Here is a 14,493-nt window from a genome sequence, read left to right on the forward strand (position 1 = left end):
CTTTACATAAAATGTTGAAAACTATGTGGATAATGTGGATAACTACTTCCCTAACAGCTTTTCTCCCACTTTTACAATGTCTCCGGCCCCCATAGTTATCAACAAATCACCGTGTATACAGTTTTCCAAAATAAATGTTTCTATTTCATCAAAGGATGGAATATAATGGGCTTTTACCCCTTTTGCCTCGATTCTCTCGACAATATCTTTGGAACTGATGCCTAAATTGTCGGTTTCGCGGGCCGCGTAGATGTCTGCGAGGATTACTTCGTCAGCCATGGACAGGGCCTCTGCAAATTCGTCAAGAAACGCCCTGGTACGCGTGTAGGTGTGGGGCTGGAATACGACCCACAGCTTCTGGTGCGGATAATTAAGCGCAGTCGCCAGGGATGCGCTGATTTCCTGCGGATGATGGGCGTAATCATCGATAATGGTGACGCCTCCCAGCTCTCCCTTCTTCTCAAAGCGGCGGTTTGTGCCTGTGAAATTCCACAGTCCCTTCCTGATCATCTCCAGAGATATCCCCAGCTCCCTACACACAGCCACGGCGGCCAGGGAGTTATACACATTGTGCTCACCGGGAACACCCAAGGCCACGGTATCCACAATTTCCCCGTCCACACTCAGATCAAAGACCGGTCTCGCCAGTTCGTCGAAACGAATATGCTCTGCGCGGTACTTACTGCCCTCTTCTTTTCCAAATGTAATGACACGGCAGGATAACCCCTCCGTAATCTTTCTATAATCCGTTATATCGCTGTTGATGACCAGAAGGCCGTCATCCGGCAGCTTCTCGGCAAACAGGCGGAAGGAATGGCGGATATCGTCCAAATCCTTGAAGAAATCGAGATGGTCTGCCTCCACGTTTAAAATCACCTCGATGGTCGGGAAAAAGGACAGGAAGCTGTTGGTATATTCGCAGGCTTCCGTCACGAAAAGCTCCGGTCCGCCCACCCGGATGTTGCCTCCAATGGAATTTAAGATGCCGCCTACGGAGATCGTGGGATCCGCATCAGCAGCCAGAAGAATCTCTGTAATCATGGATGTGGTCGTAGTCTTCCCGTGAGTTCCGGAAACGGCAACCGCATTCTCGTAATTTTTCATCATCTGACCCAGCAGCTCCGCGCGGCTCAGCATGGGAAGTCCTTTATCCCTGGCTGCGGCAAATTCCGGATTGTCTGGATGAACGGCCGCCGTGTAGACAACTACATCGATCCCGTCAACAATATTATCCGCACTCTGTCCACAGGCAATTCTGGCGCCCTTTGCGGCTAAATGGTCCGTAAGCTCCGATTCATGAGAGTCGGACCCTGAAACAGTAAATCCCTCATCAATCAGTATTTCAGCCAGACCGCTCATGCTGATACCGCCAATCCCTATAAAATGTATATTCTCCGGTTTATGAAAATCAATCTGATACATCGCTTATTCCATCCTTACTATGTTTTTAATTTTATTCCACTTACTTTTACTGCTTTTCTGTGGTAAAGTCAACTCTTTCTTATTATTATATCGAAAAAGCGGCAGAAAAGCTACGTTTTCGAGGGGATAAACGAAAAAATACCCGCAGTTTCTGTTGTCTGCGGGTATTTTTAAGAATATATTCAGGTTATGTACTGTCCTACTTTTTCGTTTCCTCTCCGTAATTCCCATAGTACTTGCCATAATACTTACCGTAGTAGTTTCCATAGTAGGAATCGCGGTCTAAGTCCACCTTGTTTAAGACAACGCCCAGAATGCGGCATTCGCCCTTTTCCAGCTGTTCCTTTACGTGCTGAACCATCTTATAGCTGATTGCACCGCTTTCAACGACGATAATGGTACCATCCACGTGTCTGGCGATCAGAGCCGCGTCAATAACGCTGCCCAGCGGCGGAGCGTCGATGATTACGTAGTCGTACTCCTCCCGCGCCTTCCCGATCAGATCTGCAAATAAATCGCCGCTTAAAAGCTCTGTCGGATTCGGCGAAACCGGACCGGCAAAGATCATATCCATATTGTTAATATCCGTGTTGCAGATTACATCGTCAATGGTCTTCTGTCCGGATAAATAATGGGTCAGGCCGAACTTATTGCCCTCCGCCTTATAACGGCCCACAAGCACGGATTTACGAATGTCAGCGTCGATAAACAGGACGCGGTTGTCCGCTTCCGCGAAAGAAACCGCCAGCTGGAACGAAAGAGATGATTTTCCTTCGTTGGGTGTCGAGCTGGTCAGTGTGATAACTCTTGTGTCATGACCGGAGAACAGGATGTTGGTACGCAGCGTTTTAAACGCCTCGTTTGCCCTGAAATCCAGCTTATCGTGTTTACGCAATAAAACCTTCTGCATCCTGCTTACCTCCCGCTCTTCTTCCGTTTGGATTTCTTCTTTTTCGCGCCTGTCTCACCCTCAAATACCGGGATCGTAGCCAGTGTATTGAGTCCTAAGTACTTCTCTACATCTTCAGGCGTCTTAATCGCATCGTTCATCACAAACAGCACGAGTATAACAGCTCCTGCCAGGAACACGCCTGCCAGACCGCCGATCATGGTATTCTTCGTAATGCTTGGCTTTGTCTTCTGTGTTGGCAGATACGCCTCCTCTACAATGTTCGGCGGCGCAGAATCCATAATTTCAGCCATACGGGCAGATGCTACCGATGCAAACTCATCGGCTATGGATTTGGCCATGTAGGGGTCTGTGTCCTCCACCGAGATGGTGAGGATACGAGTATCGGTAGGGTTGTCCACCTTAATTTTTTCCACTAACTGCTCATGGCTTAAATTTAAGTCCAGGTTGGTAATAACCTGCCCCGTAACGGGCCGGCTGGTCACCAGGACCTTGTAATCCTTAGTCAGCTGGGTTCCCAGCTGTAAATCCGTGAGGGAGGTCAGCGTAGTCGTCTTATTCACGATATAGAGCATCGTAGAGGACGTGTAGACGGGCTTCATTACCATCGCGGTAAAAAGTCCGAAGCCGACGGCACCCACAATGCCGGTCAGAAGGATAATCCACAGTTTCCGTTTGATTACGTAAAATAGTTCCTTCAAATCAATTTCAATCTCGTCATCCTGATTGGTTCCCATAATTTTCTCCTAAATCAAAATAATTTATCCTCCAGTACCGCCATCGGATTCCCGCATAAAATCCCTTCAGCAACAGGCGCCGGACAGTTGTCGTGAATCCACGCCGCCGCCTTTTTTATCTGCGGTTTTCGATAATGAGTGCCGTGGGAATCTGTCCCCAGAAAATGGATCCGCCCCGACTTGCAGAGCTTTCGAACCACCGCGCTGGCAGAATCAAACACTCCGCCAAACAGGCTGGCTCCATTTACCTGAAGGCAAACACCCAGATCCCTTAATTCATCGAGCCGGTCCGTCTCCTTATACAGGCAGCGGTAACGCTCCATGTGAGCCAGGATCGGCGTATAGCCGCCGGATGCCAGCCTTCGCAGTCCCTTGTACAGCTCTTCATAACGAACAGACGGTAAAAACTCCACCAGAATGTAATGGCTGCCCGCCATAGTCCACGCGCGGCCTTCGTCAAGACACTCCAGAAGGCTTTCGGAATACATCAGCTCATTACCGAGATGCAGCCTCATTTCGGCCCCGTACGGGGTCTCCTTTAAGCGCGCTTTCAGCTGTTCGAAGCCCTCCTGCAGTTTAGAGGCGTATCCGGCCTCGCAGTCCGCAGAAAAATGGGAGGTGCATATGATATGGCGCACGCCCTCCTCATATTCCAGCTTCATGGCCTCCAGGCTCTCTTCCATCGTCTGTGACCCATCGTCCACTCCGGGAATTAAATGGCAGTGAATGTCGTATAAATCCATCCTTCTTACCGTTCCCTTTCTCTTTGTGTGATCAATAAAGGTTGCTTAGTGTTTTATTTGTTGTCTTGTTTTTTACTGTCTTTACTATTTGTTGACTTTGTCATTTGCTGTCTTTCCAGGTATGGACCGCGACCAGGACAATGACTCCGAGAAGGACTCCTATCACTCCCGTAATCATTCCGGTTCTGCACAACCCGTTACCGTATATTTTGAAAAACAGTTCCATGTAATCCGGGGTCACCTTCGGCAGGTTCTGACCGATTATGACCATGCCGGCGCCAAAGGCCGCCGCAGTTATCAGTCCGCCGCCCATAAGGCCTTTCCCGCCCAGTATAACACCACGGTGTTTATAATGGTTCAGGCCGATGATAAGGGCCTGTGAAAGAATGGCAAGCAGCAGTGAAAGCGGCAGTGCTATTTTTGCAAAAGCAAAAAATTCCGTTTTCATTTCTATCCACCATGCTGCAAATGGCCATTTAAGCAGAGAGGAGTACTTCTTATCCAGACGACTCATAAGTTCATCCAGCCCAGTCTGGGCCTGCTCCGTCATTGTAACTGATCTGCCTTCCAGGTACGATCTGATATCTGCCTCCAGCTGGTCTGTCAGCACGGAAGTATCCGCCTGATAGGCTCCCTGGCTCAGATCGCTCTCCACCTGCTGCCTTGCTGCCAGTACGACGCGCTCATACGTAATCGCGCCATCCATAACGTTATCCGGGATGTCCAGAAGTGCAAACGAGATAGACGTATCGCGCCGCAGTTCCTCAAAGATCGTGCGGTAATATCCCGTATCCGCAAGTTTATTCAAAACAGCACTGTCCTGAAACGCCCCGATCCAGACGCTTACTGCCGAAAAGCAAACGGCGGACAGCACACCTATTTCCGCTGCCAATATAAATCTAAAAAATTTCCTCAGCTTTCTGTTATGATGGTGTACAAAAAGCTTTTTCAACAATGAAACAGCTGCTATAATCGCTATGACCGCAGCCAATAGAATAATGATGTACCATAGTGTCTGATAAGGAATATGGATGCGCGCCATCAGGGCGTCCGTATCCTTTGATAGATACTCGTAAGACTGAGGCGGCGCCTTGTCCACGAGCTCCAGAATCGAGATTACCTCCGGAGTTGGCGGAATTACCTCCTGTGGCTCCTCAGAGCCTGATCCGTCCGGATTATCCGTTCCGTTCCCACCATTCTGCCCATCACCGACAGTTTCTCCGGTTGGTTCTCCGCTTTCCGTACTCTCTCCCGGCTGATTTCCAGCCTCTGCGTTTCCGTCTGTTTCCTGGCCATCCGGTTTCTTACTTCCGTTATTTCCTGTTTCTCCGCCCTTCGGACTTTCGGCCGGCGCCGTCTCCGGAGGCGCAGTCTGCCCGATCCGCTCTAAATATCCGCTGTCGACACCAGTCTGTACATTGGAATAGATCTCAGATATCACGGACTGTGCCTGCTCCGCTGTCAGATCCACATCATCCTGCTGCAAATAACTCATGGCAGAATTTATATATTCCTGACGAACTTTGTAGATAACACCGTCCTGCTCGAACTGGCCGTTGATAACAGAAACGATCGACTGCTCATTGCCGTTGATACTGCCGGCATAGGCAGGCGTACAGAAAAACATGACCATTAGAAATGTAGGGAACAGCAGTGATAACAGGCTGCAGCGCTTTGCAGTCCTTGTTCTATTTTTCATAATTTGCTCCACATTGGTTTTGTTGCCTGGGTTGAAAAATGGTTGTGTATATTATTTTGTAAGGTGCACTGAAAAATAGGGCGGTTCCTTTGGGAGCCACCCTATAAATGGTTGGAAATATTAATTGTTTGCTAAAGAAATTGTATAGTTTACAACAGTTCCATCAATCTCAACAGAAACGGTTACTTTCTGATCCTTAAGTGCCGTATAATTAACCTCATTAACATAGAAATCAATTGAAGTATCTAATTTGTTCTTCCACTCAGAAGGTGTATATTCCTGAGTATTAATACTTGGTAACGTAACTTTAACGTTTGCAGAAGGATCTACTGTCTCAAGTATTGAATTAACAACTGTTTTTACTGCTTTCTGTGCATCATCAAGGAAGGAAGTCATATCCTCTTCAGTTTTTGGCTCATTTACATCTACTTTTACTGCAACACTATAGTTTGTTCCTTCTTTAGTTAGATCTCCTACATTTACTTTGCTAACAGACTCATTAGAATAATCCTCTGCATTTTTCTTAACACCATCTACAGCATCCTGAACTTTTTCTGGCACTGGTGAAGGAGTTGGGGTTGGTTTATAGGATCCGCCTGAGCCACTTCCGCCACCATTCAGTGACTGGTTACCATTTCCACCATATGTAGCTGATGCTGGTACGCTAGGCTGTCCATTAGTAGTTCCATAAAGGCCAAAGTTATAAGTAGTATTACCGATCTTCATATCACCGATAAATAAGTCACCGCTTGTCCCCATGTAGTAAACCTGATTGTCAACCTTGATCAGGCCAACCTGCATAACGCCATTGTATGCCAGGAAATACCATTTTCCGTCAGCATCCTGGAACCAGCCCTTCTGCATAATTCCGTTGTTGTCGAAATGATACCATCTTCCATCAGCGTCTCTAAACCATGTTCCTGTCTGGAATGTACCATTATCATTCTGGTATCTCCAGTTGCTTCCCTCCTGTAACCATGCAGCAGACGCTGTCATGACTGAACCTACGGAGAGAGCTGTTGCTAATGCCATAACAGCAAGCTTCTTCATTCTCATAATTGCATTCTCCTTTCAAAATCCTTTTCCTAAAATTATTTTTCCGGAATATGTAACCCGTTGAGACTATATTAACTCACCTTTCCATATTTTGCAAGCTTTTTCAGCCTAAAACATGTCTATATAATCTGTTTTCAACGTATTTTACGAACAATATTATCGGATTGTATTTATAAAAAGACAGGATCACTAACTTTTAGCGATCCTGCTGTTTTACACGAATATTATAGCTAATTATCTTGTCTATAAATTTATTATGGATCATAGACATATAGTTTTACATTAGTATTTATTTTTTCAGGTTTATTAAATCTTGTATAAACTGATAATATGAAACCTATATTATATAGAAGAAACCATCACCTCCACAAATATGGTGATTGGAAGGAGCTAAATATATGTCACTTATTTCTCTTCTATTATATGGTTCTATATGTTTTGTAGTCTGTTGCCTCTTTACATTAGTCTTACTCCTTTATTGTATGATCCACGTTTCGACAGCTTATGACAAACTATCTGATGATGAGCAACAATTCAAATTTTTACAGAACCAAGACACTTTGTGATGGTATATCTGCAAATCCTATAAATTCCTGTTAGCAGACAGAAACAACTACAGCCAATCACTGTGCCGATACTATTCATAAGAATATCATCTACCTGAAAATATCCTCTTTGGGTGATCAGTTGAGTCGTTTCGATCATTAGGCTGCAAAAGGCCCCGGCCATAAGGCTGAGTACCAAATTACGCATAGGCCTAAAAAGAGTAGCTGGCAAAAAACCAAAAGGAATGAATAAGAGTACATTTTCTATAACATATGCATTATTTCTGGAACCGCCTAATGTTTCAAATAAGGTAAGACTGATCGCTGTCCGTGAGCCTGGTTCGCGCTCGAATAAAGTGATATGGACTAATGCTAATAGATAGATTAGAAATATAAATTTATAGAAATAATGGGAGCTCTTTTTACTTTTAAATAAGATAATTTTTGTAATAAAGAACACTATTAAGCCCAGTAGTATAGCATATGGAAGATATTCCAGTTCTTTTCCAATGTCCTTTATTATATAGTTCCACATAGTTTTATCAAGTAAATCTATCATGTTGGTTACCTTTCAAGAAGTAGTACACTTGTTTTATTAATTAGTTAACAAATTTCTTATGCCTACTTTTATATTGGGTTATAATATTGGTACTTAATATTTGTTGCTAAGTAATATTGTATCGAAATATTTTTATCTTTGTTATTATAAACCAAGAATGTATTTAAAATTATTTGTCTACATATTTTATCAACTACTATAACATAAATATATATTCTTTACATTAATTATATTCTTAATTATTAATGTTAAAGTTTTTAACTTTTACATATGATGTTATTTAAAAATGCTTTATAAACCAAATGGACCACATTAATTTTTGTAATAAAATCTCCTTGCCATATTTGATTGTTAAGTTTTATCCAATAATTAAACTTACTAAAGCTTATCACAACCACTCTTCACCCATATTATCTTCTGGTAAATTAATAAAATTTCTTCCATTATAGTTTAATAACACCTCCCTCTTTCTTTTTAATGATACTTCAGTATAAATTTGTGTTGTAACAATACTGCTATGTCCTAAAATCTCTTGAACCGCTCTTATATCAGCTCCGTTGTTTAGTAATTGGGTTGCAAAGCTATGTCTTAAATAATGAGGGGTTGCATCAGAATTTATATGTGCCAATTCCCGGTACTTATAAAAGAGATTTTCTATGCTGTAAATGCTTAATCGTTTTCCGTATTTATTAACAAACAGAGCATCGTCCTGAATATTAAATTCTTTTCTCGTTCTGATCCATTTCTGAAGTTTCTGATTTACTGCGATTGAGGATATAAAAAGTAATCGTTCTTTGTTTCCCTTACCATGAATTAAAAATGATGCCTCAACAGAATCATAATCCCCTATATTTAGTGCTGCAACCTCTCCTATTCTCAATCCCAAGCAAAACAACACTTCAATTATACACATATCTCTCAAACAGAGTCTCCGGTAAAAATCACTTGGAGCTGACCAATATTCTTTTGAGACAGTAGATATCAATTGATTAATCTCCGCTTTTGATAAAGTACGTGGAAGGGACTTTGGCAGTTGAAACTTTCTAGAGGAGAACTTCATAAATATCTCGTTGATTCCTTTTTCTGTATTTATGTAGTAAAAAAACTGTTTGATGGAAACATACTTTCTGCGAATAGATCGCGGAGATAATTTCTTATCTTTTTGCAAATAAAGAAAATAGTCTGAGATTGACTGTGTATTTAATGAATCATATCTATTTTCATTTAACCAAGTAAGTAAACATACCAGATCACTTTTATAAGCATAAAGAGTTTTCTCTGATAGGTTTCTTTCAAGTGATAATGAATTTAAAAAGTCGGTAAGATATGTTTTTTGTTGTTCGTATATGTATTCCATTGTTTGGTACCCCCTCATTATTGAACATACTTTATATTTTCAGTCTAATTGTTGAAGTTTTAATGGCTTTCTACATTTACTCCTGGTCCTCTACAATTTGCTAGCATATCTCTCCCTTCTAAAAATAATGCAAATATAAATAACTATGTTTTGTACACCTAGATTATTGCATAAATAAATAGGGCGATAAAGTGTCTGGTTTAAATAATAACAATTATTTACGGTATATATTTATAAATTAATTGATTAAAAGCAGAGGTTATAAAGGGGAAATATGAATATACAACATATATACATCATTGGAGCCAAGAATTGCGGTGCTTATGGAGGTTACGAAACATTTTTAGAAAAACTTACAGAGTATCACCAGGAAAATCCGCAGCTTAAATACCATATTGCATGGAAAGGTACAGAAAAAAAAGAATTTTATTATCATAATGCTCATTGTTTTCAGATTAATGTACCTGATATAGGACATGCACAGGCCATTTATTATGATGTCGCCGCTTTGAATTTTTGTATTAAAGATATTAAAAAACACAAGATAAAAACACCAATAGTATATATTCTCGCATGTAGGATTGGTCCTTTTGCCGCGTATTACCGAAATAAAATTCATAAACTCGGCGGCAGGGTTTATGTCAATCCAGATGGACATGAATGGCTAAGGGCTAAGTGGAGCCCTCTTATTAGAAAATATTGGAAACTATCTGAAGAACTAATGGTAAAACATGCTGACCTGCTCATATGTGACAGTAAAAATATTGAAACCTATGTGAGAAATACCTATTCAAAATACAAACCGGATACCACATTTATTGCATATGGTGCTGAATTAAGCCTCAGCAAACTGGCAGATAAAGATAATAAAATTATAAACTGGTATTTAAAAAACGGACTCGAGAAAAAAAACTATTACCTTGCAGTCGGCCGGTTTGTGCCTGAAAATTCTTTCGAGATTATGATTCGAGAGTTTATGGCATCAAACTCGAAGCGTAACTTTGCTATTATTACAACCTCTAATAATAAGTTTTTGGCTGAATTAGAAGACCGGTTACACTTTAAAAAAGATAAAAGAATTAAATTCGTTGGTACTGTTTATGATTCAGAACTTTTAAAGAAAATTCGTGAAAATGCATACGCTTATCTTCATGGCCACACAGTCGGCGGGACGAATCCTTCTTTGATAGAAGCACTTGGCAGTACAGATCTAAACTTACTTATAGATGTTGGATTTAATCAGGAAGTTGCCGAAGATACTGCGCTTTACTGGAGTTCTGATATTGATGATTTAAGAAAATTAATCGATAAAGTTGATGCTATGAGTATAGAATCAATTCATGAGTTGGGGAAAAAAGCAAAAAAAAGAGTAGCTGATGCATATACCTGGGAGTATATCGGTTATAAATATGAACAGCTGTTTCTAGAAAATATAAAATAAATTGCAATAGTAGAGTTATATTTACTAAGAAATAAACAGAAAAATTCCAGAAGGGAGAAGCCGGTGAAAAGAGTCCATATTTTAACCTTCCATAATGCTTTAAATTATGGTGCAGTTCTTCAATGTATAGCATTATATAAAACAATCAGCCAAATTACCGAATGCGATGTTATTAATTACCATTCGCCTAAAATAGACGAAGTTTATAAAGTTTTTTCCTTCAAACGCTCTTTAAAAAATAATGTAAAGGGAATCCTTTTAGTTCTAAAAACACGCTGTAAAAAGAAAAAGTTTAATAACTTTCTTAATGACTATGTAAATTTGACAAAAAGATATTTTAATTTCAATGAACTAAAGAATGAGCATTGGGATGAAAAAGATATTTTTTGTTGCGGCAGTGATCAAGTATGGAACTTAGATTTAACAAATAGCGATGAAATATATTTTCTTTCATTTGCTCCGAAGAATACAACTAAGATGTCATACGCAGCCAGTATAGGAAAAGAATTATCTGATTCGGAAAAACCATTTTTTTATATGAAATTAAAAGAATTTGACTTTATTTCAGTTCGAGAAGAATCAGCCAAAAATAAATTCCATGAAATAGGGATAGAATGTATTCAAAATATAGATCCGGTATACCTCTTGAATAAAAATGAGTTAGAAAAGATGTCAATTGAAATTCCTGAAGAACAGCAGCCATTTGTTTTAGTATACTTATTACAGAAATCTGAAAAGTTCATGAAAAAGGCTTTGGACTATTCAAAAACTGAAAACAAACGGCTTATAGTTATTACAGCAATAGAGTTTAAAAAATTTTCTAATGTTACATATATTGATAAGTGCGGTCCAAGAGAGTTTATAAGATATTTTATAAAAGCTGATATAATTTTTACAAATTCATTTCATGGTATATCACTTTCTATCATATTAAACAAAACATTTTTCTTTGAATATTTAGCAGTTAAATTTAAGACCAATAGCAGACTTCATGATATAATCACGTTTTTTAATTTGGAAATACTGGATTCAGATAGATATGATGCGATTCCTAAAGTTATTTCAATTGATTTTAATGAAGTAAATAATAAGATAAAAAAAGAGCAAGACAGATCTATAAAGTATTTAAAGGAAGCATTTGAACATAGATCTATATCTAAATAAGAAAAATATTCTGAAATGACAGGAGGTTTTAATGAAAAATAATAAAATAAATGTCACGATGGTTGGAATCGGCCATGCACATGCAGCTGGTGTCCTGGAAGAATTACTTACACAAACAACAGTTTTCCATGTAACAGGTTTTGTAGAGAGTAACACCAATATACTAAATCAAAAACGAAATACAGCCCCTTTTAACAAAGTACCACTTCTTACAGAAGAGGACGTATTAAATAACAAAACGTACGAAATTGATGCCTTTTTAATAGAAACTGAGATGAAGGACTTAATTTCTACAGCAAGAAAATATCTCCGTGCAGGAATTCCTCTCCATCTGGATAAGCCTACAGGAATAGATAAGAATTTTTTGATTCTGTTAGAAGAAGCAAAAAAACTACATGTTCCAATACAAATGGGATATATGTACCGATATAATCCGGCAGTATTTATCGCTGATAAGTACATAAAAGAAAATAGAATAGGTGATATATGCTACATACATGCCTTTATGGATACGGAATTAGAAATACATCAAAGAAAGAGTCTGAATTGCTATCCGGGAGGCGCCATGTATGTTTATGGCTGTCATATGTTGGATATCGTTCTAAGATTTATGGGGCAGCCTCAATCGGTTCGCTCATTTATTAAGCAATCAGGATTTAATTCCACTGAAGCAGATGACAGCACACTTACCCTGCTCGAATATAACAGAGGGACATCAATAGTTGCCGCGTCCTGTGTTGATGCCAATGGTTACGGCAGAAGGCAGATTGTAATATCCGGTTCTAAAGGAACGATTGAAATTAAACCGTTAGAAAATCCCACAAAAATGACATATGCAGAAAGAGACGGAAAAGATGAGTATAAGGATAAAGCGTCATATATAGATTTATCCGGTTACAACTTTGACAGAAGGTACTATTATATGATAACGGATTTCGCATACATGATTCAAAGAAGATTTGATAAAATGATTTTCCAGATGGATTATGAATATGAAAAAAAACTGCATGAATTATTAATGCAGGCTATAAATCTATAAGAAAGAAAAGAGAAAAAAATGGGATACTCACTAAAAGAAAATGTAAAAATCTTAGTATCATTACTTAAAGCGTACAATATAAAAAATATAGTATTATCATCAGGCAATAGAAATATTTCTTTTGTACAGATGGTTGAAAATGACGATTTTTTTACTTGCTACTCAATTGTGGACGAGAGAAGTGCAGGTTTTTTTGCATTAGGTTTGATAGAACGTCTTAATTCACCAGCGGCAATTTGTTGCACATCAGGGACAGCGGTCTGTAATTATACCTCCGCAGTCTCAGAAGCATTTTATCAAAAACTCCCATTGGTGGTACTAACAGCAGATAGACCATCGTATTTTCTGAATCAAAATGAAGACCAAATGATTCCTCAAACAAATTTATTAAAGAGTATTACTAAATTAAGCGTTCAGCTTCCGGCAGTTGTCAGTAAACAGGATTACTGGTATTGTTCTAATCGTATCCACGCAGCTTTACTGGAACTGAGTCATCACGGAAACGGCCCTGTTCATATTAATTTTCAAATTGATGATAAGGCAACAAATGTATCAGATGCTTTATACGAAAAACCGGATATTTTGAATAGAATGAATCGTTACGAAATTGGAAGAAATAAACAGGAACTGTGGAAGGAAAAAATTAAGGAATTAGAATCTTCAAAGATTATGATTCTTTATGGACAGAGTACATTTATATCCGATGAAGAAATAGAGTATTTAGATGTCTTTACTGAGAGATTTAATTGTATCATCGCTAAGGATCATATGGCTAATCTTCATAGCAAAAATGCAGTTAACATATATACAGCGATCAATGTACTTAATGATTCCGAAATAGAAAATTTGCTACCTGATATTATTATTACTATGGGAGGAAATTCTGTTCTTGTACAACCATTAAAAGCTGCAATTGCTAAAAGAACTACTCCCATAAAACAATGGTTAATATGCGAAGATGGTATTGTCCGGGATTCATTACGCTGCTTAAGCGACATCTTTGAATGTTCCTCTCTGGAATTTTTAAAATTTTTTACTGAATATGGTGCCATAGATAAAAATGAGTATTATTTTCAATGGAGTGATGTGATTAACAGGATTCGTTTACCGGAACCTCCTTATTCCAGTTTATATTCCGTTAAAAGATTAATGGAAAGTATACCCGATAACAGTATATTTCACATCGCTAACAGCAGCAGTATACGTTATGCAAATATGTTCCAATTAAAGGATAGCATTAAAGTATATTGTAACAGAGGAACAAATGGAATAGATGGATCTTTTTCTGCATTCATGGGAAATGCAGTAGTAAGTAAAGATTTATGCTTTTTATTAATTGGTGACTTAAGCTTTTTTTATGATTTAAATGCATGTTGGAACAGATATTGTGGAAAAAACATTCGAATTTTATTAAATAATAATGAAGGAGCTGAACTATTTCACTATTCATATGGTACAAAAATTTCAGAAATAAATACATATATTGCAGCTGAACACGATGGAACTGCAAAAGGGTGGATTGAGTCAAGAGGTTTTCGTTACTTATGCGCGTCTAGTCAGGAGGAATTTGATGAAAAGCTGCAGGAATTTTTAAAAGAAGATTCTGAAACACCAATATTATTTGAAGTATTTACTTTAAAGGATGAGGACGCAAAAATTGTCCACACTTATTATGATGCGAATACTGCCTTAAACATTAAAAATGAAACAAAAAAAATTGTCAGGAAACTCATGGGAAAAAGTAAATCCTTAGATGTAGCAATTAATAAGGCAAGAAAAAAATTTTAGTAAATAAATGACTCAAACGGTGGAAATAAGAAT

12 protein-coding genes are annotated in these 14,493 nt (G+C 38.8%); 4 read left to right on the forward strand and 8 right to left on the reverse strand.

The window, feature by feature from the left end; genetic code table 11:
* Positions 1-42 precede the first annotated feature (42 nt).
* From murC to H8S80_RS17670, 8 genes are all read right to left on the reverse strand, one after another.
* Complete coding sequence (murC, locus tag H8S80_RS17635; protein WP_117632681.1) at positions 43-1,422, reverse strand: UDP-N-acetylmuramate--L-alanine ligase; 1,380 nt, start codon at positions 1,420-1,422, stop codon at positions 43-45.
* A 199-nt stretch (positions 1,423-1,621) separates the two neighbouring features.
* A complete protein-coding gene (locus H8S80_RS17640) occupies positions 1,622-2,332 on the reverse strand; it encodes a CpsD/CapB family tyrosine-protein kinase (protein ID WP_117632682.1) in 711 nt (236 codons plus the stop codon).
* Between the two features lie 5 nt (positions 2,333-2,337).
* A complete protein-coding gene (locus H8S80_RS17645) occupies positions 2,338-3,069 on the reverse strand; it encodes a YveK family protein (protein ID WP_117632683.1) in 732 nt (243 codons plus the stop codon).
* Between the two features lie 14 nt (positions 3,070-3,083).
* Positions 3,084-3,812 (reverse strand): CpsB/CapC family capsule biosynthesis tyrosine phosphatase, encoded by a 729-nt coding sequence (locus tag H8S80_RS17650; protein ID WP_117632684.1) that lies wholly within the window; start codon positions 3,810-3,812, stop codon positions 3,084-3,086.
* Positions 3,813-3,912: 100 nt separating this feature from the next.
* The gene (locus H8S80_RS17655; protein WP_117632685.1) at positions 3,913-5,511 is read right to left on the reverse strand and encodes an ICP22 family protein; all 1,599 of its coding nucleotides are present in this window, start codon (positions 5,509-5,511) and stop codon (positions 3,913-3,915) included.
* Between the two features lie 120 nt (positions 5,512-5,631).
* A complete protein-coding gene (locus tag H8S80_RS17660) occupies positions 5,632-6,567 on the reverse strand; it encodes an N-acetylmuramoyl-L-alanine amidase family protein (protein WP_117632686.1) in 936 nt (311 codons plus the stop codon).
* Between the two features lie 534 nt (positions 6,568-7,101).
* Positions 7,102-7,671 (reverse strand): VanZ family protein, encoded by a 570-nt coding sequence (locus H8S80_RS17665; RefSeq protein WP_117632687.1) that lies wholly within the window; start codon positions 7,669-7,671, stop codon positions 7,102-7,104.
* 388 nt (positions 7,672-8,059) lie between these two features.
* Positions 8,060-9,028: a tyrosine-type recombinase/integrase gene (locus H8S80_RS17670; protein ID WP_117632688.1), complete on the reverse strand. Its 969-nt coding sequence runs from the start codon at positions 9,026-9,028 to the stop codon at positions 8,060-8,062.
* A gap of 274 nt (positions 9,029-9,302) precedes the next feature.
* Between H8S80_RS17670 and cps2T the strand changes: the two genes are divergently transcribed.
* The 4 genes from cps2T (at position 9,303) to menD (ending at position 14,460) form a co-directional block, all read left to right on the forward strand.
* Positions 9,303-10,469 (forward strand): beta 1-4 rhamnosyltransferase Cps2T, encoded by a 1,167-nt coding sequence (gene cps2T / locus H8S80_RS17675; protein WP_117632689.1) that lies wholly within the window; start codon positions 9,303-9,305, stop codon positions 10,467-10,469.
* Between the two features lie 63 nt (positions 10,470-10,532).
* Positions 10,533-11,633 (forward strand): polysaccharide pyruvyl transferase family protein, encoded by a 1,101-nt coding sequence (locus tag H8S80_RS17680; RefSeq protein ID WP_181987994.1) that lies wholly within the window; start codon positions 10,533-10,535, stop codon positions 11,631-11,633.
* Between the two features lie 31 nt (positions 11,634-11,664).
* On the forward strand, positions 11,665-12,672 hold the full coding sequence (locus H8S80_RS17685; protein WP_117632691.1) for a Gfo/Idh/MocA family protein: 1,008 nt from the start codon (positions 11,665-11,667) through the stop codon (positions 12,670-12,672).
* 18 nt (positions 12,673-12,690) lie between these two features.
* Entirely contained in the window at positions 12,691-14,460 is a 1,770-nt protein-coding gene (gene menD, locus H8S80_RS17690; RefSeq protein WP_117632692.1) for a 2-succinyl-5-enolpyruvyl-6-hydroxy-3-cyclohexene-1-carboxylic-acid synthase, read from the forward strand.
* Positions 14,461-14,493 lie beyond the last annotated feature (33 nt).

The organism is Hungatella sp. L36 (assembly GCF_014288035.1).